Annotated in this window: 22 protein-coding genes; 11 read left to right on the plus strand and 11 right to left on the minus strand. The window is 54.3% G+C overall.

Features of this window, described 5'->3' with window-relative positions; genetic code table 11:
• Positions 1-159 precede the first annotated feature (159 nt).
• Genes purB through rluE form a run of 5 tightly spaced genes read right to left on the minus strand, consistent with a single transcriptional unit; the run spans position 160 to position 4,525 of the window.
• Positions 160-1,530, minus strand: a complete 1,371-nt coding sequence (purB, locus tag ABLU80_RS24275; RefSeq protein ID WP_015367145.1) for an adenylosuccinate lyase — start codon at positions 1,528-1,530, stop codon at positions 160-162.
• Between the two features lie 3 nt (positions 1,531-1,533).
• Positions 1,534-2,175: a high frequency lysogenization protein HflD gene (gene hflD / locus ABLU80_RS24280; RefSeq protein ID WP_015367144.1), complete on the minus strand. Its 642-nt coding sequence runs from the start codon at positions 2,173-2,175 to the stop codon at positions 1,534-1,536.
• A 56-nt stretch (positions 2,176-2,231) separates the two neighbouring features.
• Positions 2,232-3,338: a tRNA 2-thiouridine(34) synthase MnmA gene (mnmA, locus tag ABLU80_RS24285; protein WP_348850554.1), complete on the minus strand. Its 1,107-nt coding sequence runs from the start codon at positions 3,336-3,338 to the stop codon at positions 2,232-2,234.
• A gap of 56 nt (positions 3,339-3,394) precedes the next feature.
• Complete coding sequence (locus tag ABLU80_RS24290) at positions 3,395-3,853, minus strand: NUDIX hydrolase (RefSeq protein ID WP_015367142.1); 459 nt, start codon at positions 3,851-3,853, stop codon at positions 3,395-3,397.
• Positions 3,854-3,874: 21 nt separating this feature from the next.
• Positions 3,875-4,525, minus strand: coding sequence for a 23S rRNA pseudouridine(2457) synthase RluE (rluE, locus tag ABLU80_RS24295; protein ID WP_213796284.1), 651 nt, complete (start codon positions 4,523-4,525; stop codon positions 3,875-3,877).
• A gap of 239 nt (positions 4,526-4,764) precedes the next feature.
• Here rluE and icd point away from each other — a divergent pair, with 239 nt between their 5' ends.
• The 3 genes from icd (at position 4,765) to yajD (ending at position 6,993) form a co-directional block, all read left to right on the plus strand.
• Positions 4,765-6,015 carry an NADP-dependent isocitrate dehydrogenase gene (gene icd / locus ABLU80_RS24300; RefSeq protein WP_015705065.1) on the plus strand — a complete coding sequence of 417 codons (1,251 nt, stop codon included), beginning with the start codon at positions 4,765-4,767 and terminating at the stop codon, positions 6,013-6,015.
• Positions 6,016-6,212: 197 nt separating this feature from the next.
• Positions 6,213-6,512, plus strand: coding sequence for a hypothetical protein (locus ABLU80_RS24305; protein ID WP_015367134.1), 300 nt, complete (start codon positions 6,213-6,215; stop codon positions 6,510-6,512).
• A 133-nt stretch (positions 6,513-6,645) separates the two neighbouring features.
• Positions 6,646-6,993, plus strand: coding sequence for an HNH nuclease YajD (yajD, locus tag ABLU80_RS24310; protein ID WP_015367133.1), 348 nt, complete (start codon positions 6,646-6,648; stop codon positions 6,991-6,993).
• Positions 6,994-7,027: 34 nt separating this feature from the next.
• On the opposite strand, the gene ABLU80_RS24315 is transcribed toward yajD, so the two are convergent.
• The 4 genes from ABLU80_RS24315 to ABLU80_RS24330 form a co-directional block, all read right to left on the minus strand.
• Positions 7,028-7,987 (minus strand): DUF523 and DUF1722 domain-containing protein, encoded by a 960-nt coding sequence (locus tag ABLU80_RS24315; protein WP_015367132.1) that lies wholly within the window; start codon positions 7,985-7,987, stop codon positions 7,028-7,030.
• Positions 7,988-8,135: 148 nt separating this feature from the next.
• Positions 8,136-8,864: a MerR family transcriptional regulator gene (locus tag ABLU80_RS24320; protein ID WP_015705067.1), complete on the minus strand. Its 729-nt coding sequence runs from the start codon at positions 8,862-8,864 to the stop codon at positions 8,136-8,138.
• A gap of 82 nt (positions 8,865-8,946) precedes the next feature.
• A complete protein-coding gene (gene tolA, locus ABLU80_RS24325) occupies positions 8,947-9,357 on the minus strand; it encodes a cell envelope integrity protein TolA (RefSeq protein ID WP_087877284.1) in 411 nt (136 codons plus the stop codon).
• A gap of 126 nt (positions 9,358-9,483) precedes the next feature.
• The gene (locus ABLU80_RS24330) at positions 9,484-9,834 is read right to left on the minus strand and encodes a helix-turn-helix domain-containing protein (RefSeq protein ID WP_015367129.1); all 351 of its coding nucleotides are present in this window, start codon (positions 9,832-9,834) and stop codon (positions 9,484-9,486) included.
• A gap of 330 nt (positions 9,835-10,164) precedes the next feature.
• On the opposite strand from ABLU80_RS24330, the gene ABLU80_RS24335 reads away from it, so the two are divergent.
• Complete coding sequence (locus ABLU80_RS24335; RefSeq protein WP_015367128.1) at positions 10,165-11,340, plus strand: efflux RND transporter periplasmic adaptor subunit; 1,176 nt, start codon at positions 10,165-10,167, stop codon at positions 11,338-11,340.
• A 23-nt stretch (positions 11,341-11,363) separates the two neighbouring features.
• Positions 11,364-14,516, plus strand: coding sequence for a multidrug efflux RND transporter permease subunit OqxB (gene oqxB / locus ABLU80_RS24340; protein WP_047465826.1), 3,153 nt, complete (start codon positions 11,364-11,366; stop codon positions 14,514-14,516).
• 64 nt (positions 14,517-14,580) lie between these two features.
• Here the strand turns inward: oqxB and ABLU80_RS24345 are convergent, their stop codons facing one another.
• Together ABLU80_RS24345 and ABLU80_RS24350 are read right to left on the minus strand one after the other, a co-directional pair.
• Positions 14,581-15,060 carry an Rrf2 family transcriptional regulator gene (locus ABLU80_RS24345; RefSeq protein ID WP_077203256.1) on the minus strand — a complete coding sequence of 160 codons (480 nt, stop codon included), beginning with the start codon at positions 15,058-15,060 and terminating at the stop codon, positions 14,581-14,583.
• 104 nt (positions 15,061-15,164) lie between these two features.
• Positions 15,165-16,055, minus strand: coding sequence for an oxidoreductase (locus ABLU80_RS24350; protein WP_348850558.1), 891 nt, complete (start codon positions 16,053-16,055; stop codon positions 15,165-15,167).
• Between the two features lie 171 nt (positions 16,056-16,226).
• Between ABLU80_RS24350 and ABLU80_RS24355 the strand changes: the two genes are divergently transcribed.
• From ABLU80_RS24355 to ABLU80_RS24380, 6 genes are all read left to right on the plus strand, one after another.
• Positions 16,227-16,709 carry a cold shock domain-containing protein gene (locus ABLU80_RS24355; protein WP_020079125.1) on the plus strand — a complete coding sequence of 161 codons (483 nt, stop codon included), beginning with the start codon at positions 16,227-16,229 and terminating at the stop codon, positions 16,707-16,709.
• Between the two features lie 50 nt (positions 16,710-16,759).
• Positions 16,760-17,299 carry a DUF2058 domain-containing protein gene (locus ABLU80_RS24360; protein WP_015367123.1) on the plus strand — a complete coding sequence of 180 codons (540 nt, stop codon included), beginning with the start codon at positions 16,760-16,762 and terminating at the stop codon, positions 17,297-17,299.
• A gap of 299 nt (positions 17,300-17,598) precedes the next feature.
• Positions 17,599-17,856 (plus strand): YjhX family toxin, encoded by a 258-nt coding sequence (locus ABLU80_RS24365; RefSeq protein WP_015705074.1) that lies wholly within the window; start codon positions 17,599-17,601, stop codon positions 17,854-17,856.
• Positions 17,857-17,866: 10 nt separating this feature from the next.
• Positions 17,867-18,625, plus strand: coding sequence for a class I SAM-dependent methyltransferase (locus ABLU80_RS24370; RefSeq protein WP_063445825.1), 759 nt, complete (start codon positions 17,867-17,869; stop codon positions 18,623-18,625).
• A gap of 155 nt (positions 18,626-18,780) precedes the next feature.
• Positions 18,781-19,806, plus strand: coding sequence for an LLM class flavin-dependent oxidoreductase (locus ABLU80_RS24375; RefSeq protein WP_045410867.1), 1,026 nt, complete (start codon positions 18,781-18,783; stop codon positions 19,804-19,806).
• A 160-nt stretch (positions 19,807-19,966) separates the two neighbouring features.
• Positions 19,967-20,530 carry a DUF1440 domain-containing protein gene (locus ABLU80_RS24380; protein ID WP_015367118.1) on the plus strand — a complete coding sequence of 188 codons (564 nt, stop codon included), beginning with the start codon at positions 19,967-19,969 and terminating at the stop codon, positions 20,528-20,530.
• Positions 20,531-20,729 lie beyond the last annotated feature (199 nt).

Consider the following 20,729-nt stretch of genomic DNA (forward strand, 5'->3'; position numbering starts at 1 on the left):
CCATTTCATTTTCGATTTTAATAGTTTAACGCCATTATGTGGGGCTGGGGGTAAACATTATTTAAACCAGGCGGGAGAGCGCGTTTTTCTGCGTGGAAAGCGGGGGATTGCCAGGTAGCATGCGCGAATAGATTGCCCATGCTACCTGAGTCAGGCCGGTTACTTCAGCTCGTCGACCATGGTGGTCGCGCGGCCGATGTAGTTAGCCGGGGTCATCGCCTTCAGGCGGATTTTTTCTGCTTCCGGCAGCGGCAGGCCGTCGATGAACTGCTGCATGCCTTCGGCATCAACGCGCTTACCGCGGGTCAGCTCTTTCAGCTTCTCGTACGGTTTTTCGATACCGTAGCGGCGCATGACGGTCTGGATCGGCTCAGCCAGCACTTCCCAGTTGTGATCCAGTTCGTCCAGCAGACGATCCTGGTTCAGCTCCAGTTTGCTCACGCCTTTCAGCGTGGATTGGTACGCGATCAGCGCATAGCCGATACCTACGCCGAGGTTACGCAGCACGGTGGAGTCGGTCAGGTCGCGCTGCCAGCGGGAAACCGGCAGTTTGCTGGCCAGATGCTGCATCACGGCGTTCGCCAGGCCGAGGTTGCCTTCGGAGTTTTCGAAGTCAATCGGGTTCACTTTATGCGGCATGGTCGAAGAGCCGATTTCGCCGGCGATGGTTTTCTGTTTGAAGTGGTTGAGCGCAATGTAGCCCCACACATCGCGATCGAAATCGATCAGGATGGTGTTGAAGCGCGCCATGCAATCGAACAGTTCGGCAATGTAGTCGTGCGGCTCGATCTGGGTGGTGTACGGGTTCCATTGAATGCCAAGCGAAGTAACGAACTCTTCGCTGAACTGGTGCCAGTCAACTTCCGGATAGGCAGCGATGTGGGCGTTGTAGTTACCGACCGCGCCGTTGATTTTACCAAGGATTTCCACCTGATTCAGCTGACGGTACTGGCGCTCCATACGGTAGGCGACGTTGGCCATCTCTTTGCCCATGGTGGACGGGGTAGCCGGTTGACCGTGGGTACGAGAAAGCAGCGGCACGTCACGGTATTGGGTCGCCAGATCTTTAATCGCGTCAATCAGCTTGCGCCAGTACGGCAGCACCACTTCGTCACGTGCGGTTTTCAGCATCAGCGCGTGCGACAGGTTGTTAATGTCTTCAGAAGTACAGGCGAAGTGAATGAATTCTGACACCGCGTGCAGCTCGGCGATATCGGCGACTTTTTCCTTGAGGAAATATTCTACCGCTTTCACGTCGTGGTTGGTGGTGCGTTCGATGGTTTTGATACGCTCCGCGTCCTCTACGCTGAAGTCGGCAACGATTTTATCAAGGAAACCGTTTGCGTCGGCAGCAAAAGCAGGAACTTCCTTGATCGCTGCGTGCGCGGCCAGTTTTTGCAGCCAGCGGACTTCTACCTGTACACGGAATTTCAGCAAACCGAATTCGCTGAAGATACCGCGCAGCGCGCTGACTTTATCGCCGTAGCGGCCGTCTACGGGGGAAACGGCGGTCAGTGAGGATAATTCCATAAATCATAACTCCGGGGTTAAATGAGCAAGAATTTGTTTTGCCTGGTTAACCAGACGATTGCGAGAAAACATGAGCTGCAGACGTCCGCCGCCAACCTGATGCCAGAGCACTGCGGAACGAATGCCGGCGAGTAGGGTAGAGCGTACCTTCGCCTGAACCTGCGGGCTTTGCAGCACGGCAGGGGAACCTGTGACCTGAATGCGCGGCCCCAGCGGGCTGATGACGTCAACGTAAATGCCGGCCATCGCGCTGAGCAGCGTTTCAGATTGTAGATCAAAATGTTCTAACTGACGGCGCAGGCCGCCGATGCGGTTGCCGAGAGTATCCATCGCCCCTTTGCTGGCGGCGAGTTTACGTTCCAGCACCATCAGGCTTAATGTGTAGCGGGTGAGCTCCGCATTGAGGCCCTGACGGCTGCTGGTATTCAGCACGCCGAGCAGAGTCTCAAGCCCGAGACGAAGATTGGCTTCACTCCCACCGAATACCGCCAGCGTTGAATCCGGGTCGAGATCGATGATGCTGTTCAGCGAAACGTGCAGGGCGTCGCTGTCGCAATGCCCCTGATGCGCCAGTTGCTGAACCAGCCGCGCCGCCTGGCATACGCCCGCCAACGCCAGAGTGATGTCATAATAATTCTTCGCCACGCTTACTCCTTGTAACCCGCCGGGCGTTAATCAGGCATCCGGCGGAAAATGGTCGATCAAGACGCCAGCGGCAGACGCTGTTCGATAATTCCGCCGCCGAGACACACTTCGCCGCTATAGAAAACAGCCGACTGTCCCGGCGTCACGGCGGCGACGGGTTCATCAAAGATAACCTCGATGCGGTCGTCATCCAGCGCCTTCACGGTGCAGGGGATGTCGGTCTGGCGGTAGCGGGTTTTCACCGTGCAGCGAAGGGTGCCCTGCAGCGGCTGACGATCGACCCAGTGTAACTGCTGGGCAATCAGGCCGACGGACATCAGACGCGGGTGATCGTGACCCTGGGCGACGATCAGCACGTTGTTTTCCACGTCTTTATCGACCACGTACCACGGATCTTCGCTACCTTCTTTGGTGCCGCCGATGCCAAGCCCTTTACGCTGGCCGAGGGTGTGATACATCAGCCCCTGGTGTTCGCCGATCTCATCGCCGTCGACGGTGATGATTTTGCCCGGCTGCGCAGGCAGATAGCGGCCCAGGAAGTCGCGGAATTTACGCTCGCCGATAAAGCAGATGCCGGTAGAGTCTTTTTTCTTCGCGGTGATCAGTTCCAGCTCTTCGGCGATTTTACGCACCTGCGGCTTTTCCAGCTCACCGACCGGGAACAAACTTTGCGCGATTTGTTCGTGGCTGAGGGTGTAGAGGAAATAGCTCTGGTCTTTATTACCGTCGAGCCCGCGCAACAGTTGGCTTTTGCCGTTGACATCGGCGCGGCGTACGTAGTGGCCGGTGGCGATGTAGTCAGCGCCGAGGTCTTCTGCGGCGAACTCAAGGAAGGCTTTAAATTTGATCTCTTTGTTGCACAGGATATCCGGGTTCGGCGTACGGCCTGCTTTATATTCTTCGAGGAACAGCTCGAAGACGTTATCCCAGTATTCTGCGGCAAAGTTGACGGTATGCAGTTCAATACCGAGCTTATCGCAGACGGCTTGCGCGTCGGCGAGGTCGGCAGCGGCGGTGCAGTATTCCTCACCGTCGTCTTCCTCCCAGTTCTTCATGAACAGGCCTTCCACCTTATACCCTTGCTGTTGCAACAGGTAGGCGGAAACAGAGGAATCGACGCCGCCGGACATGCCGACGATCACTTTTTTTGGACTTTCTGACATTGGAATACTCACCACATTGAACTTCAAGGCGGCGTATTCTAGCACGCGTCAACCGTTCAGGCACCCCCTGTGAACGGCCAGTTAAATTCCGCAATCAGCGACAGCGGATGCCGCGGATCCTGCTGATAGCTGCGAATGCTTTCCGCCACCAGCGGCGAGCGCAGGTTTTTTGCGTTAAGAATTTCCTCAGCGCTGAGCCACAGACAGCGATCGATGTCGCTGTCGTGCGGTTCAGTAGCGCACGTATCGTTAAGCTCAATGGCAAACAGGAAGCGCAGGAACGGCGTGTTATCCGGGGCCTGCCACTGGTGCATGCGGATGAAGTGCTGCGGCGCGGCGCGAATACCGGTCTCTTCCCACAGTTCGCGTTCGGCGGCCTGCGCCAGGGTCTCATTGGCCTCAAGATGACCAGCTGGCTGGTTCCATAGCGCTTTGCCGTTAATCGTCTCTTCAACAATCAGGAATTTGCCTTTGGCGTGTACCACGCAGGCGACGGTGACGTGCGGTTTAAACATCGAGCTTCCTTATGAATGCGGTTATTCGGTTTGACGCCACTCGCCGTTGGCTAAGCCATCAAGCGTATAGCCGCCCATGGCGTAGCGAATTAGCCTTAGCGTCGGAAAACCGACGTGGGCGGTCATCCGGCGAACCTGACGGTTGCGCCCCTCATAGAGGGTGATTTTTAGCCAGCGAGTGGGAATCGATTTACGCTCGCGAATCGGCGGATTGCGCGGCCAAAGCCAGGCGGGTTCATCCACCAGCTCCACGCCGGCGGGTAGGGTGGGGCCATCGTTGAGCGTCACCCCGTCGCGCAGCGCGCGGAGCGCGTCTTCCGTAGGTTCGCCTTCCACCTGAACGTAGTAAATTTTGCCGGTGCGCTTACCGGGCTGGGTCAGTTTTGCCTGTAGCGCGCCGTCGTTGGTCAGCACCAGCAGACCTTCGCTGTCGCGGTCAAGACGACCGGCGGCGTAAACACCGGCGACAGGGATAAAATCCTTCAGCGTGCGGCGCCCGGACTCGTCGGTAAACTGCGGCAACACATCGTAGGGTTTATTGAACAAGATCACAGTTTTAAGCTGGCGTTCTTTACGTTGTCTGGTCACTTGTTGTGTGCTGAATCGCTCAACGCGATGTTTTCTAAATGAAGTTTTCTGCATGGTATTTTCAGGCTCTCTCAATTGCCGCATTATAGCCTAATTACGAATGCCTTTCATGGACGCAAACATTCAGGTAGTATTGACATGCTCATTACAAATTATTAACAAAAAATTGCTCAAACCGATTCGCAATACAGGCAGGAAGGCAACACGGACGCGAATCTCCGGTTAGCGGGGCAACCCGGTACTCAGGAGTAGGCCGACTAAGCCAACACCAGGCTCGCGTGAAGAGGGAAGAGCAGAACCAGAAGCGCTCGAAGGAGAGGTTAATGGAAAGCAAAGTAGTAGTTCCGGCGGAAGGTCAGAAAATCACCCTGCAAAACGGCAAACTGAACGTCCCTCATAACCCGATTATCCCGTTCATTGAAGGCGACGGTATCGGTGTTGACGTTACCCCAGCGATGCTGAAAGTGGTTGATGCCGCCGTTGAGAAAGCCTATAAAGGCGAGCGTAAAATTTCCTGGATGGAAGTTTACACCGGTGAAAAATCTACCCACGTTTACGGCCAGGATGTCTGGCTGCCTGCTGAAACCCTCGATCTGATTCGTGATTACCGTGTTGCTATTAAAGGTCCTCTGACGACGCCAGTTGGCGGCGGCATCCGTTCTCTGAACGTGGCGCTGCGTCAGGAACTGGATCTCTACGTTTGCCTGCGTCCGGTACGTTACTATCAGGGCACTCCGAGCCCGGTTAAACACCCGGAGCTGACCGATATGGTTATCTTCCGTGAAAACTCCGAAGATATTTATGCGGGTATCGAGTGGAAAGCAGATTCTGCCGAAGCTGACAAAGTTATCAAATTCCTGCGCGATGAGATGGGCGTGAAGAAAATTCGCTTCCCGGAACATTGCGGTATCGGCATCAAGCCGTGCTCTGAAGAAGGGACCAAACGCCTGGTACGCGCCGCTATCGAATATGCGATCACCAACGATCGTGATTCAGTGACCCTGGTGCACAAAGGCAACATCATGAAGTTCACCGAAGGCGCGTTCAAAGACTGGGGTTACCAGCTGGCTCGCGAAGAGTTCGGCGGTGAGCTGATCGACGGCGGCCCGTGGGTGAAAATCAAGAACCCGAACACCGGCAAAGAGATCGTCGTTAAAGACGTGATCGCCGATGCGTTCCTGCAGCAAATCCTGCTGCGTCCGGCTGAATACGATGTTATCGCCTGTATGAACCTGAACGGCGACTATATCTCTGACGCCCTGGCGGCGCAGGTTGGCGGTATCGGTATCGCGCCGGGCGCCAACATTGGCGACGAGTGCGCGCTGTTCGAAGCCACCCACGGTACCGCGCCGAAGTATGCCGGCCAGGATAAAGTGAACCCAGGTTCCATCATCCTGTCTGCAGAAATGATGCTGCGTCACATGCAGTGGTTCGAAGCCGCAGACCTGATCGTTAAAGGCATGGAAGGCGCAATCGCCGCTAAGACCGTGACCTATGACTTCGAACGTCTGATGGAAGGCGCGAAACTGCTGAAATGCTCTGAGTTCGGCGACGCTATCATCAAAAACATGTAATCCATTTTTCTGGATTAATGCGAAACGGGAGCCAAAGGGTTCCCGTTTTTATTTGTTGTGTACCGGGTTATCCATAATTAAATAACAGTGAGCTATTCATGCCCGCTGCCGCTTGCTACGGTAAATCATCCATTGGCTGTATTTATTGCCATATTTTGCCTGGTTTTTTTCAGGTTATTATTATTAGAGGTGATATTATGAAAAAGATTATTCTGACCCTGGTATTAGCATCAGCAAGTATTTCTGCCTTCGCGGGTTACCATCCGGTCGCAAGGACCGCAGCTGTAGCCTCAGCCGATCATCCGGTGGCGGTCGCGGCGGCAACCAGCGATAATGGCAACCATCCGGTGGCGCGTACTACGGCTGTCGCCACAGCGGACCATCCGGTGGCGGTGGCGGCGGCAACCAGCGATAACGGTCGCCATCCTGTGGCGCGTACCACGGTTGTCGCTTCAGCGGATCATCCGGTCGCGGCGGCGGCAGTGACCAGCCATTAATAATCATCTTCCCGGCGCCATGCCGGGATTTTGCCCCCGCCACCTCAGCGCATCGATTTCCTTTCCTGCTCCGTTTTACGCTATATTGGCGTTATTATCGTAAATTCTCTCTTTATCACAGGTAACATCTGCCATGGCTTTGATCCCCAAAAACTACGCCCGCCTGGAAAGTGGCTATCGCGAGAAGGCGCTTAAAATTTATCCATGGGTATGCGGACGCTGCTCGCGCGAATTTGTCTACTCCAACCTGCGTGAACTGACGGTACATCACATCGATCACGATCATACCAATAACCCGGAAGATGGCAGCAACTGGGAGCTATTGTGCCTCTATTGCCACGATCATGAGCACTCCAAGTACACTGAGGCCGACCAGTACGGTACCAGAGTGGTGGCCGGTGAAGATGCGCAAAAGGATGTCGGTGAAGCCACCTACAATCCTTTTGCCGATTTAAAAGCCATGATGAACAAGAAGAAGTAGTCGCGCTTCGTCGTAATTGCACACCGCCTGGCGGTTAATTAACGCCCAGGCGCAGGGCTAAGGCCTGCGGGTAGGGATCAAAATAGTTTTGCGTCTGTAGATAGCGATCAGGATACTCGGCCAGGTAATGCTTAAGCAGCGTAAGGGGCGCCAGGATTGGGAGCAGCCCCGCGCGATAATGCAGTATCACGTCACGCAGCTCGCCGCGCTGGCGGCTATTCAACCGTTCGCGGAAATAGCCCTGAATATGCATCAGCACATTGGTGTGGTTTTTCCTGGAGGCGGTGTTTTTCAGGATCGCCATCAGCTTATCGCGGTAGGCGACGAAAAAGGCATCCAGGTCTTGCCATTGATGCATCGACGCGACGAAAGGGCCAATTTCTCGATAGCCGGCCTGATGATGCGCCAGTAGCTGCAGTTTATAGCGGCTATGAAAATCCATTAACGCCCGACGGGTCAGGCCATTGGCCCGCAGCGTATTCAGTTCATGCAGGGCGAAAAGACGCTCGACAAAATTCTCTCTTAACTGCGGGTCGTGCAGTCGTCCATCCTCTTCTACCGGCAACCACGGATAGGCTTCCATCAACGCGTGGGTAAACAGGCCGGTTCCTTCTTTGCGCCCGCGGTTGCCTTTTTCATCATACAGGCGCACGCGTTCCATGCCGCAGCTAGGTGATTTGGCGCAGACGATAAAACCTGCTAATTCGCCAAGCCCAGGCAGGTAACCGGCGGTAAAGTCCGCCATTTTGCCCGTGACATCGTCGTGCGGCTCGCTGCTAAAACGCATCTGAATCTCACCTTCGTCGGTCCGCACCAGGCGCAGAGCCGGACGAGGAGAGCTGAGACCGATGGCCATTTCCGGACAAATGGGTTTGAAGGTTACCCACGGCGCCAGTTCATCCATCGCAAATGGCAATCGTTTATGTCCGCCATCAAAGCGCACGGACGAGCCGGTTAAACAGCCGCTGATGCCAATGACAGGTTGCTTATTCATGGCGTACTCCTCGCTTTGTTCTCACTGGATGGGCCATCGCGCAAAAACGTTTAGCCCGATACATTAAACTTACACAATCACGTATTTTTGTCCAAGTTTTTGGCGTGCTTTTTTAGCGGAGAACATGGCGTAGGGGAGCAAAGCTTTTTTACAAGGAGATAACGTCCAGAGAAATCACCAATTGACGCCAGAGATCTATCTGTCTCTGGCGTGCGGCGGTGAGCTGGCCCGTGGTCACCAGCAACCAGTGGCGTTGAGGAAAGATTTCCGGGGCCAGCGCGGTGGACGGCATCGGTAGCACATCGATGCGATGACCTTGTCCGGTACGCATGAGCGCTTCCAGCCAGATTTCACATGGGTCGCTCAGGTGCCAGCCGGTAATCAGAGAGTTATCGCCCGGCGCGCGTTTATCGCCTTCAAGACAAAAAGAGGTGTAGGAGATAATGATGCCGTCGAGGATCTCACGCAGGGTCTGCATCGCCGGCACATTAGCCGATACTTTACTGCGTAACGGGCGCAATACGTTGGAAACCAGCTCAGGCCGGGGATTTTCCCGACCGGCATCGTAGATCAGCTGGCGCAGGGATTCGATTTTTCCCTCTTTCAGCCGCTGCAGCATATTGTCCTGCAGGACAAGCCAGTTATCACCAGGGCCCGCGTCAGGGCGGGTCAATAGCGGTTTAACCTGGCTTACAGGCACGCCTTTTTTTACCCAGTCGAGAATTTTTAGCGCCAGTTGGACATCATCATCGTTGTACAGGCGGTGGCCTCCATCGGTACGCTCGGGTTTAAGCAGGCCGTATCGGCGTTGCCAGGCCCGCAGCGTGGTCGCATTGATGCCGCAAAGACGGGAAAATTCGCCGATGGAGTAAGACATTCCGTATACCTGATAACAGAGATTGCTTTTAATATACTACGAATTACGGCCGGTTGAATGCCGTGGCGCTGGTAATAAAGCGCTAGTCTTTTGCTTTAAAATCGATACTGGTATTTTTAAACGTCTGATAAGCGTCATCATCCGGCGCGGCGGGAATGTCGGCTTGCATAAATGCGGATACAACAGTGTTGCATAGTTCTTCATCCCCTTTTTCCACGGTCGCGGAATTCACGGTGCCATCACGCTGCAGCGACAAACGAATCCGACAGGTTTGCCCGGGATATTCCACGGAATCAGGCATTTTTGCCCTGATGGCGGTCATTATCTGTCGGGCGTAGGTCGCCCGACTTGATGGTTTCGACGAAGGGAAGCTGGCGAACAGATCGTCTACTTCAGTGGCGCTCGCCGCCGCGCGCGGCGTGGGCTGATGATGGTGACAACCTGCCAGCAGTAAAGGGAACAATAACAACACCAACGGCGATTTGTTCAGCATGGTAACGCGTCCTTGTTTGTTTGGTATGTGCCAATCATAACGGTAGGCGCTACGCCCTGATAGCTGCTAAACATAGGTGCTTCTACTGTTCGCTCGCCGATTCCCTGAGGACGATTATCACGACGGTTAGCGTAAATGCTGTGTTTCTGCACCGCAGATACTGCGTCGCCAGGCGCCGGGCGCCTGACCATACTGGCGCTTGAAGCTGCGGTTAAAGGATTGCTGGGAGTCGAAACCCAGTGCGATCGCCACGTTTAAAATAGGCTCGTCGCTGTTGGCTAAGCGTTCGACCGATCTTTGTAGCTTATGCATGCGAATATATTCAGCGAGAGGGTAACCGGTGTGCTCCTTGAAGATCCGCTGCAGGTGCCATTTCGAATAGCCCGCACGCCTGGCAACGGTCTCAATATCCAGACGGCTCTCGAGATTGTTGTCGATCCAATCGAGTAGATCGTGAATAACCGCAGCAGTGTTCATCTTGTTGCTCCACGCAGATAATAAAAGCATCTTTAATTGTTGCATTTAAGGTGGCTCGTTTTAGCATTAATTGCAAGTTTTATTGTTGCAATTAATTCCCTGCCTGAAATGGGCTTTTTTCGATCCAGATGAATAGCACATAAAGTGCAACAATTATTCTTGCACTTAGTTTAGCGCCTTCCTACAATCGCCGCGATAGTGTATTCGCAACTGTTACAGTTTTGTGGCGATGAACGACACAAATGGCCTTAAGCCTGCCCGGACAAAGGAAGTGGCGCAGCGTCTCCCGCAGCGTCTTGCCCGGCGGCGACAATTACCGGAATAAAAATAATGAGCCTGCAAAAAACCTGGGGAAAACGTCATCTGACTGCAGTAGGTATGGTGCTACTCTCGGCGCTGCTCGCCGGCTGCGATGAAGGCGTCGCGCAAAACGCCGCGCCGCAAGCGCCTGCCGTCAGCGCCGCTGAGGTGGTGGTGAAATCCATTAGCCAGTGGGATAGCTTTAATGGCCGGATTGAGGCGGTGGAAAGCGTGCAGCTCCGTCCCCGCGTTTCTGGTTATATTGATAAAGTGAATTACACCGACGGTCAGGAGGTGAAGAAGGGGGAGGTGTTATTCACCATTGACGATCGAACCTATCGCGCGGCGCTGGAACAGGCGCAGGCAACCCTGGCGAGAGCGAAAACGCAAGCCAGCCTGGCGCGCAGTGAAGCAAACCGCACCGATAAATTAATCAATACCAATCTGGTTTCCCGTGAAGAGTGGGAGCAGCGCCGCTCCGCTGCGGTCCAGGCGCAAGCGGATATTCGCGCCGCCCAGGCGGCGGTTGATGCCGCGCAGCTTAATCTGGACTTCACCAAAGTGACCGCGCCTATTGATGGCCGTGCCAGCCGCGCGTTAATCACCAGCGGTAATCTGGTCACCGCTGGTGATACCGCCAGCGTTCTTACCACGCTGGTGTCGCAGAAAACGGTTTATGTCTACTTTGACGTGGATGAGTCGACCTATCTTCACTACCAAAATCTTGCCCGCAGGGGGCAGGGGGCCTCCAGCAGCCACCAGGCATTACCGGTTGAGATCGGCCTTGTGGGCGAAGAGGGCTACCCTCATCAGGGCAAAGTGGATTTTCTGGATAATCAGTTAACGCCGAGCACCGGTACGATCCGCATGCGCGCGCTGCTGGACAATTCGCAGCGTCTGTTCACGCCGGGACTCTTTGCCCGTGTCCGCTTGCCGGGTAGCGCTGAATTCAAAGCCACGCTTATCGACGACAAAGCGGTACTGACCGATCAGGACCGTAAATATGTCTATATCGTTGATAAAGAGGGTAAAGCCCAGCGTCGCGATATTGCGCCGGGGCGGTTGGCTGCCGGTTTACGTATCGTCAAGCAGGGGCTGAACCCTGGGGATAAAGTCATCGTCGATGGTTTGCAAAAAGTGTTTATGCCGGGAATGCCGGTTAACGCGAAGACCGTTGCCATGACCACCAGCGCCGCCCTCAACTGATCCCTTATCTGAGAATCCGCCATATGGACTTTTCCCGCTTTTTTATCGACAGGCCGATTTTTGCCGCCGTGCTGTCGATTCTGATTTTTATCACCGGCTTGATCGCCATTCCGCTGTTGCCGGTCAGCGAATATCCTGATGTCGTACCGCCTAGCGTGCAGGTGCGGGCGGAATATCCCGGCGCCAACCCGAAAGTGATCGCCGAAACCGTGGCGACGCCATTGGAAGAAGCCATCAACGGCGTCGAAAATATGATGTACATGAAGTCCGTCGCAGGCTCTGACGGCGTATTGGTCACTACCGTCACTTTCCGTCCGGGAACCGACCCCGATCAGGCGCAGGTTCAGGTGCAAAACCGGGTCTCGCAGGCCGAGGCGCGTCTCCCGGAAGATGTGCGCCGTTTAGGCATCACCACCCAGAAGCAATCGCCAACGCTGACGCTGGTGGTGCATCTGTTTTCACCCGGCGGTAAGTACGATTCACTGTATATGCGTAACTACGCCACGTTGAAAGTAAAAGATGAACTCGCGCGTTTGCCAGGCGTCGGGCAGATCCAGATTTTTGGCTCGGGTGAATATGCGATGCGCATCTGGCTGGATCCCAATAAGGTTGCGGCGCGCGGGTTAACCGCATCGGATGTGGTGACGGCGATGCAGGAGCAAAACGTTCAGGTTTCCGCCGGACAGCTGGGCGCCGAGCCGCTGCCGAAAGAGAGCGATTTTTTGATCTCTATTAACGCCCAGGGGCGTCTGCATACGGAAGAAGAGTTTGGCAATATTATTCTGAAAACGGCGCAAGACGGTTCGCTGGTGCGCCTGCGCGACGTGGCGCGTATCGAAATGGGCTCGGGTAGCTATGCGCTACGTTCCCAGCTTAACAATAAAGACGCGGTCGGGATTGGTATTTTCCAGTCGCCGGGGGCGAATGCTATCGATTTGTCTAACGCCGTACGCGCGAAAATGAACGAACTCTCCACCCGTTTCCCGGAAGATATGAAATGGGCGGCGCCGTACGATCCGACCGTGTTTGTGCGTGATTCGATTCGCGCGGTGGTGCAAACGCTGCTGGAAGCGGTGGTGTTGGTGGTGCTGGTGGTGATTTTGTTCCTGCAGACGTGGCGTGCGTCGATTATTCCGCTTATCGCGGTGCCGGTATCGGTGGTGGGTACCTTCAGCATTCTTTATCTGCTGGGCTTTTCGCTGAATACCCTGAGTCTGTTCGGGTTGGTACTGGCGATCGGTATCGTCGTGGATGATGCCATCGTGGTGGTGGAAAACGTTGAACGAAACATCGAAGAGGGGCTGGCGCCACTAGCGGCGGCGCATCAGGCGATGCGCGAAGTCTCCGGGCCGATTATCGCTATCGCGCTGGTGTTGTGCGCGGTGTTTGTGCCGATGGCGTTCCTCTCCGGGGTAACGGGGCAGTTTTATAAGCAGTTTGCGGTGACGATTGCGATATCGACGGTGATCTCCGCCATCAACTCCCTGACGCTCTCGCCAGCGCTGGCTGCGCTGCTGTTAAAACCGCACGGCGCAGCGAAAGACTTCCCGACCCGGCTTATCGATCGCTTGTTCGGCTGGATTTTCCGTCCGTTTAACCGTTTTTTCCATCGTAGCTCAAACGGCTATCAGGGGCTGGTAGGCAAAACGCTCGGGCGACGCGGCGCGGTGTTTGTGGTCTACGTCCTGCTGCTCTGCGCCGCTGGCGTGATGTTTAAAGTCGTACCCGGCGGGTTTATTCCGACGCAGGATAAACTGTATTTAATTGGCGGTGTGAAAATGCCCGAAGGCTCTTCACTGGCGCGCACCGACGCCGTAATCCGCAAAATGAGCGAAATCGGTATGAATACCGAAGGCGTAGATTATGCGGTGGCGTTTCCGGGGCTTAATGCGCTGCAGTTCACCAATACGCCGAATACCGGGACGGTCTTTTTTGGTCTGAAACCGTTCGATCAGCGAAAACACACCGCTGCGGAAATTAATGCCGAGATTAACGCCAAAATCGCGCAAATTCAGCAGGGCTTTGGTTTCTCGATTCTGCCGCCGCCGATTTTAGGACTGGGTCAGGGTTCCGGCTATTCACTGTATATTCAGGATCGCGCCGGTCTGGGTTATGGCGCGTTGCAAAACGCGGTGAACGCGATGTCGGGTTCGATTATGCAGACGCCGGGGATGCATTTCCCGATCTCGACCTATCAGGCGAACGTGCCGCAGCTGGATGTGCAGGTCGATCGAGATAAAGCGAAAGCGCAGGGCGTGTCGTTGACCGACCTTTTCGGGACGCTGCAAACTTATCTGGGGTCATCGTATGTGAATGACTTTAACCAGTTTGGGCGTACCTGGCGCGTAATGGCGCAGGCTGACGGGCCGTTCCGCGACAGCGTGGAAGATATTGCTAATTTACGCACCCGCAATAATCAGGGCGAAATGGTGCCAATTGGCAGTATGGTGAATATTAATACCACCTACGGGCCGGATCCGGTGATTCGCTACAATGGTTATCCGGCGGCGGATTTGATTGGCGATGCCGATCCCCGCGTGCTCTCGTCCACGCAGGCGATGACGCAGCTGGCGGGCATGTCTAAGCAGATACTGCCGAATGGGATGAATATTGAGTGGACGGATCTCAGCTTCCAGCAGGCCACGCAGGGCAATACGGCGCTGATCGTCTTCCCGGTCGCGGTATTGTTGGCGTTCCTGGTGCTGGCGGCGCTATATGAAAGCTGGACGCTACCGCTGGCGGTGATCCTTATCGTCCCGATGACCATGCTCTCCGCGCTGTTTGGCGTCTGGCTGACCGGCGGCGACAATAACGTATTTGTGCAGGTGGGGCTGGTAGTGCTGATGGGGCTGGCCTGTAAAAACGCGATTCTGATTGTCGAGTTTGCCCGCGAACTGGAAATTCAGGGCAAAGGGATTATGGAAGCGGCGCTGGAAGCCTGTCGTCTGCGCTTACGCCCGATTATCATGACCTCGATTGCCTTTATTGCCGGGACGATTCCGCTGATTCTTGGCCACGGCGCGGGGGCGGAAGTGCGCGGCGTCACCGGGATCACGGTGTTCTCCGGTATGCTCGGCGTGACGCTGTTTGGGCTGTTCCTGACGCCGGTGTTTTACGTGACGCTGCGAAAACTGGTGACGCGCGGCAAACCGGTTAGGGACGTCCTGCCTGAGTAGGTCGCTGCTAATAACAAAAAACCGCCTTTTCGTTTAAGGCGGTTTTTTTTCGCAACAAGAAAAGTTAATGCGCTTCTTTATAGCGGGCAGTCAGCTCAGGCAGCGGGTCGCAGCCGCTGGTATCGGCTTTTTTGACCTCTTCCAGGGCGCTTGCCACGGTATGGCGAGCTAACACCGCGAGCGACGCCTGCTCGGCTTCATCGGCTACGGACTTAAAGTACCAGCAGGCGTTGGCGCTGATTACGCAGCGAGCCGGGACCTCAGGGCGAGACGCCCACAGTTTTTTATCTTCAATAACGGAAAGATAGATATCACGCAGCGTGATTTGATCGGCAGGACGGCCAAGATGAATAGAGCCGTTGCGGCCAAGTGTGGAGACGATGATGCCGTCGCGGGTGAGCGGAACCATGAGTTTACGGATAAAGCTCGGGTTGGCTTCCAGGCCGTAGGCCAGGATCGCACTCGTCGAACGTTCACCCAATTGCTCCGCCATCGCTACGCTGAGAACCATCTGCAAAGCTGTCGGGAAGCGGTAATCTAGCATTTTCTTGTCCTGGGTTGCGGTGAATCTTGTTCTTTTTGGCACCGCAGAGGTAAATAATCAGTGAGTAACACTATAACAAATACGGTAATTTTTTTGAAGCAATCTTAGCCAGGCCCCTTGCTTCCAGCCGCCAGCAGCGGCACGACGACATCGCTGATGGGGGTGGCAACGCCCAGCGTTCGGCCATAGCGCTGTATGACTCCGTTGCGGATGTCCCATTCCAGCGGACGATTGGCCTGACGGTCGGCAAGTATTGAGGTGCTTAAATCCGCCGGCGCCTGATGAAACCCTTCAACAATTTCCTGCGGCACGCTATCGGCGAGTACCGCCCCTGCGGCGCGGGCCACCGCCAGACACTCGTGTAGATAGGCCAGCGCCAGCCCGGTGATGTCCTGGCGCGAAAACATCCCGGCGCGACGATTTGCCAGTACCATCAGGCCCGCGACGGCGTTTTGCAGCAGTTTCCGCCAGGCGACCGATGTGAAATCTGCCGTCAACTCAACCGTGCAGCGGGTACCGTCGAGAACCTCGGCTATCTTCTGCCCTTGCGGCGTATCGGGTAGCGTCAGGCGCGGTTTGGCGCGTAACCATACCGAAGCATCCGCCTCACGTTGTGCCGGAAACCAGACGACCGAAGGCAACACCTTTGCACCGTTAACATAGGGTTTAAGCAGGCTTTCCTGTTCGACACCGTTCTGTAGTGCGCATACCACCGTGTTTTTATCGCACAGCGCGGTAAGCCAGCCCGCGCAATCCGCTACCTGGGTGGTTTTCACCGCCACAAACAGCAGCTCAATCGGGTGTTCCAGCGTATGCGGATCGGTCAATACTGGTCCTGGAATGATCGTTTCGCCGTCTTCGTGGCGCAAAACCAACCGTTGATGCGCGGTGCGCCCGCAGAGCACCGGTTTGCGGCCCGCTTCATGCAGTACGGCGGCAATGGTCGTGCCAATAGCGCCAGGACCTAGCAACGCAATGGAGGGTAGATTAGGCATCATGCATTCTCCTGAATGAACCGTATTCATTAATGAATCAAATTTTCGGCAAAAGCCAGGATCAATTGCCGATATCGGGCAACACTTAGAGCAAAGGCATGGTCTACGCTGGCATTGTGCTTTAAACTGCGCGCTGCAAAATTGAGTAGATAAACGATTAATCAGGCGGTAATGGCGATGAACGGTACGATCACAACGTGGTTTAAAGATAAAGGTTTCGGATTTATCAAAGATGAAAATGGTGATAACCGCTATTTTCACGTGATTAAGGTCGCCAATCCGGAACTGATTAAGAAAGATGCGGCGGTCACGTTTGAACCTACGACCAATAATAAAGGTCTATCGGCTTACGCGGTGAAGGTCATCCCGGAAAGCAAACATCTGTATATTGCCGGTGAGCGCCTGAAGCTGACATCGATCAAGTCTTACCTGGTCTACAGTGAGGAAGTGCCGGCAGATACGCGTATCGACAAGGAAAATGCGGTGCTCTCCGTGGGGCTGCTGATGAACAGCATCAAGCCCAAAGCGAGCGTGAAGCCGGGTGAAATGCGTACGCTGAAAAAGCTGGCGATCACTACCTTTCAGGGCACCACGCTCATCTTCTCTGAAGATGAAATCGACATCGACGCCACGGTGAAGCTCCTTAAAGTCTGACCCTGATTTTCCGTATCCGAATCATAATTCAAACGATTGTAGAAACGACGATGACAAAACTTACCTTACAAGAGCAGATGCTGAAAGCGGGTCTGGTCACCAGTAAAAAGATGGCTAAGGTTCAGAGAACGGCGAAAAAGTCACGTGTGCAGGCGCGTGAAGCCCGCGAGGCCGTTGAGGAAAACAAAAAAGCCCAGCTTGAGCGCGACAAGCAGCTCAGCGAGCAGCAAAAGCAAGCGGCTTTAGCAAAAGAGTATAAAGCGCAGGTTAAGCAGCTGATCGAAATGAACCGAATCACGATTGCGAAAGGCCATATCGCTTTTAACTTTACGGATAATAATCTCATCAAAAACATTGATGTGGATAAAACCACCCAGGCGCAGCTCATTAGCGGCCGTCTGGCGATTGCCCGTCTCGCTGTTGATAATAACGGTAAATATGAATACGCGATTATCCCTGCCAGCGTGGCGGATAAAATCGCCCAGCGCGACGCCGAGAGTATTGTGTTGAACAGCGCCCTGAGCCAGGAAGCAGAGGACGAAGACGATCCGTACGCTGACTTTAAAGTACCTGATGATTTGATGTGGTAATCAGGAGCAATGCGTTGCTGCCATTCATTGTGCGCCTTTCGTCATGGGGCGGGGGCGCAATTTCAGATACCGATCACAATTTTCCCGTTTATAAATATCCTTTCTGTCACTGGATGTTATCATCCAGCCGGTAAATACCTTTCAACTCTACCGAGGCTTTGATGCTGGAGAATGTAATCATCTGATAATCAGTTTGCCGACCTTTCAGGCCGGGCTGGTTATCACTGCGCTGAAATCGAATGCGGACACCGCTGCGTGTTTGCACGTTTTGCACATGATGATTAAACAGGTTTTCCAGTATGAATTTATCCCGTCAGGAACAACGTACCTTACACGTTCTCGCGAAAGGCGGACGTATTGCGCACATTCGCGATACCTCAGGCCGCGTCATCGCCGTGGAGTGCTATAGCCGCGAAGGCCTACTGCTCAGCGACTGTACGCTCGCCGTCTTCAAAAAACTCCGCACTAAAAAACTGATTAAATCCGTTAACGGCCAACCGTACCGCATCAACACCAGCGGGCTGAATAACGTTCGCGCCCAGCCGGATAACCGCTAAGGAGAGTGACATGACCACAACTATCGATATCCCACGTATCTTTACCATCAGCGAAAGTGAACATCGTATCCATAACCCCTTCACGGCGGAAAAATATGCCACGCTTGGCCGCGTACTTCGCCTGCAGGCAGGGGCGCAAATCCTCGACCTTGGCAGCGGTTCTGGAGAAATGCTCTGCACCTGGGCGCGGGACCATGCTATCGGCGGTCTGGGCATTGATATGAGCCCATTGTTTACCGCGCAGGCTAAACAACGCGCCGCAGCGCTTGGCGTTAGCGATCGCGTCACTTTTCTCCATAGCGATGCGGCAGGTTACGTTGCCGAACGGCAATACGATGTAGCGGCCTGTATCGGCGCGACGTGGATTGCCGGCGGCGTCGCTGGAACCGTGGCGCAGTTAGCCCGCAGCCTTAAGCCTGGCGGTATGCTACTTATCGGGGAACCCTGGTGGCGTAAGGTACCCGCCACAGAAGAACAAGCGCGCGCCTGCGGCGTTTCTGCGGTGGCCGATTTGTTGCCGCTTCCAGCGCTGGTCGCCACTTTTGGCGAACTGGGCTATGACATTGTTGAGATGGTGCTGGCTGACCGCGAAGGGTGGGACCGTTATGAAGCCGCTAAATGGCTAACGATGCGCCGTTGGCTGCGGGCGAATCCCGATGATGAATTTGCGGTTGAGGTACGTGCGGAGCTCGATGCCGCACCGCTTCGCCACGTCACTTATACCCGGGAATATTTCGGTTGGGGCGTTTTTGCGCTGATGCAGAAATAACTCTCGTTATATTTGGTCAATTTATTTGAACCATTCTGTTAAATAAACGCCATTTATACATTTTGGCTAAGGGGTAGAGTAGGAGAACCACAAGCAGACGCGGAACGTTATCTCCGCGTCTGCTGAATGTTTTGCCGAAATCAGGGGCTATCCTCATGAAAAAGATTGGATTTTTGTCATTTGGCCACTGGACGCCATCGTCGCAGTCGGCGACCCGTTCCGCTGCCGACACGCTTTTACAATCCATCGATCTGGCCGTTGCCGCCGAAGAGTTAGGCGCGGACGGCGCCTATTTTCGGGTTCACCATTTCGCCCGCCAGCTCAGTTCACCGTTCCCGCTGCTGGCCGCTATCGGCGCGAAAACTAAAAAGATTGAGATTGGCACCGGCGTTATCGACATGCGCTACGAAAACCCGCTATATATGGCGGAGGATGCCGGCGCTGCAGATTTGATAGCCGGTGGGCGTTTACAGCTTGGCATCAGCCGGGGCTCGCCGGAACAGGTGATTGATGGCTGGCGTCATTTCGGTTTTCAACCGCAGGATGGCGAGTCCGACGCTGACATGGCGCGGCGCCACACTGAGGTGCTGTTGGACGTGCTGCGCGGCGAAGGTTTCGCTAAACCCAACCCGCAACCGATGTTCCCCAACCCGCCGGGATTGCTGCGTCTCGAGCCGTACTCCGCCGGACTACGTGAGCGTATCTGGTGGGGCGCTGGCTCTAATGCCACGGCGATGTGGGCGGCGAAGCTCGGTATGAACCTGCAGAGCTCGACGCTTAAAGATGATGAGACGGGCGAACCATTCCATATCCAACAGGCGAAACAGATCCGCGCTTATCGTCAGGCCTGGACGGAGGCGGGGCACACGCGTACGCCGCGGGTATCGGTCAGTCGGAGTATTTTTGCCCTGATGGACGATCGCGACCGGATGTATTTTGGCTCCAGCCGGGATAACAGCGACAGTATTGGTTTTCTTGATGAGAAAACCCGCGCCATTTTCGGCCGCAGCTATGCCGCTGAACCCGATAAGCTCATCGAGCAACTGAAACAGGATGAGGCGCTCGCAGAAGCGGATACTTTATTGCTGACGGTGCCGAATCAGCTGGGCGTGGATTATAACGCTCACGTGATTGAGTCTATTCTGAAGCACGTTGCACCGGCAATGGGTTGGCGTGATTAAAAGAATGCCACGCGGGGCATTAATTGATGCTCCGCGATGACATAAAAATATTAGCTTTGTTTATCTTTTGAACAAAAAAAGTGATCTTGATCAAGCCATACCCGCGCAGACTTAAAGAATATTGCAATGCTGTAACAATATTATTCATGGCGAGGGATTTATGGCAATTAAGGATTTTTTTGTACAAACTGCACCAGGTCGGCGTCGCTATGGCGTCGCATTATTAGTTGGGGTTATTGCCGGAATTATGTCGGCATTCGTTAAGTGGGGGGCGGAAGTACCTCTGCCGCCGCGAACATTTTCCGGTGGGCGTGATGAATTTAATCCTCCTTATCTCTTTTTACGCGACTATCTTGGCATTGACCCTACACATACCGTCTACACCTTCTCTGAGCATATCATCAACCCGGTAATGGTCACGCATATCATCTTTTCGCTGGTGTTCGCGATTGGCTATTGCGTGGTGGCGGAGATATTCCCAAAAGTTAAATTATGGCAGGGAGTGTGGGCCGGGATTGTCGCCACCATTGCGGTACACTGGATTTCATTTCCGCTATTAGGACTTACGCCGTCGTTATTAAACATTCCGGCTGATGAATATATTTCCGAACTGCTTGGCCATATTTTTTGGTTCTGGGCAATTGAGATGATCCGCCGCGATCTGCGTAACCGAATTACCCATGAGCCTGACGCAGAAATTCCGTTAGATGCGCCATTCAGATAAGTCAAAATATAGTAGATAAGACTATAAAACAAATCTATGCTTCGGCGTAGATTTGTTATCCGGGATACTTCATTATTATCGAGTTGAGAAGCAATGATGCAAATTGCTATAGTGTGAAATGTTGACGGATGATTTTACTTTGCCGATAAGTAATGTTAAAACTACGATGGTTTATTTGCGGTGTTTTATTAGTCCTACT

Origin of the sequence: Klebsiella sp. CN_Kp104, assembly GCF_040064515.1 — a bacterium.
Taxonomy (GTDB): Bacteria; Pseudomonadota; Gammaproteobacteria; order Enterobacterales; family Enterobacteriaceae; genus Klebsiella; species Klebsiella aerogenes.

What these genes read in the sequence shown, in the direction of transcription:
- icd (WP_015705065.1), top strand. Translation starts at nt 4,765, where the DNA reads ATGGAAAGCAAAGTAGTAGTTCCGGCGGAAGGTCAGAAAATCACCCTG.
- ABLU80_RS24365 (WP_015705074.1), top strand. Translation starts at nt 17,599, where the DNA reads ATGAATTTATCCCGTCAGGAACAACGTACCTTACACGTTCTCGCGAAA.
- ABLU80_RS24380 (WP_015367118.1), top strand. Translation starts at nt 19,967, where the DNA reads ATGGCAATTAAGGATTTTTTTGTACAAACTGCACCAGGTCGGCGTCGC.
- ABLU80_RS24315 (WP_015367132.1), bottom strand. Translation starts at nt 7,987, where the DNA reads ATGAATAAGCAACCTGTCATTGGCATCAGCGGCTGTTTAACCGGCTCG.
- ABLU80_RS24290 (WP_015367142.1), bottom strand. Translation starts at nt 3,853, where the DNA reads ATGTTTAAACCGCACGTCACCGTCGCCTGCGTGGTACACGCCAAAGGC.
- yajD (WP_015367133.1), top strand. Translation starts at nt 6,646, where the DNA reads ATGGCTTTGATCCCCAAAAACTACGCCCGCCTGGAAAGTGGCTATCGC.
- ABLU80_RS24335 (WP_015367128.1), top strand. Translation starts at nt 10,165, where the DNA reads ATGAGCCTGCAAAAAACCTGGGGAAAACGTCATCTGACTGCAGTAGGT.
- oqxB (WP_047465826.1), top strand. Translation starts at nt 11,364, where the DNA reads ATGGACTTTTCCCGCTTTTTTATCGACAGGCCGATTTTTGCCGCCGTG.
- tolA (WP_087877284.1), bottom strand. Translation starts at nt 9,357, where the DNA reads ATGCTGAACAAATCGCCGTTGGTGTTGTTATTGTTCCCTTTACTGCTG.
- ABLU80_RS24370 (WP_063445825.1), top strand. Translation starts at nt 17,867, where the DNA reads ATGACCACAACTATCGATATCCCACGTATCTTTACCATCAGCGAAAGT.
- mnmA (WP_348850554.1), bottom strand. Translation starts at nt 3,338, where the DNA reads ATGTCAGAAAGTCCAAAAAAAGTGATCGTCGGCATGTCCGGCGGCGTC.
- purB (WP_015367145.1), bottom strand. Translation starts at nt 1,530, where the DNA reads ATGGAATTATCCTCACTGACCGCCGTTTCCCCCGTAGACGGCCGCTAC.
- ABLU80_RS24320 (WP_015705067.1), bottom strand. Translation starts at nt 8,864, where the DNA reads ATGTCTTACTCCATCGGCGAATTTTCCCGTCTTTGCGGCATCAATGCG.
- ABLU80_RS24330 (WP_015367129.1), bottom strand. Translation starts at nt 9,834, where the DNA reads ATGAACACTGCTGCGGTTATTCACGATCTACTCGATTGGATCGACAAC.
- ABLU80_RS24355 (WP_020079125.1), top strand. Translation starts at nt 16,227, where the DNA reads ATGGCGATGAACGGTACGATCACAACGTGGTTTAAAGATAAAGGTTTC.
- rluE (WP_213796284.1), bottom strand. Translation starts at nt 4,525, where the DNA reads ATGCGGCAATTGAGAGAGCCTGAAAATACCATGCAGAAAACTTCATTT.
- ABLU80_RS24350 (WP_348850558.1), bottom strand. Translation starts at nt 16,055, where the DNA reads ATGCCTAATCTACCCTCCATTGCGTTGCTAGGTCCTGGCGCTATTGGC.
- ABLU80_RS24345 (WP_077203256.1), bottom strand. Translation starts at nt 15,060, where the DNA reads ATGCTAGATTACCGCTTCCCGACAGCTTTGCAGATGGTTCTCAGCGTA.
- ABLU80_RS24375 (WP_045410867.1), top strand. Translation starts at nt 18,781, where the DNA reads ATGAAAAAGATTGGATTTTTGTCATTTGGCCACTGGACGCCATCGTCG.
- ABLU80_RS24305 (WP_015367134.1), top strand. Translation starts at nt 6,213, where the DNA reads ATGAAAAAGATTATTCTGACCCTGGTATTAGCATCAGCAAGTATTTCT.
- ABLU80_RS24360 (WP_015367123.1), top strand. Translation starts at nt 16,760, where the DNA reads ATGACAAAACTTACCTTACAAGAGCAGATGCTGAAAGCGGGTCTGGTC.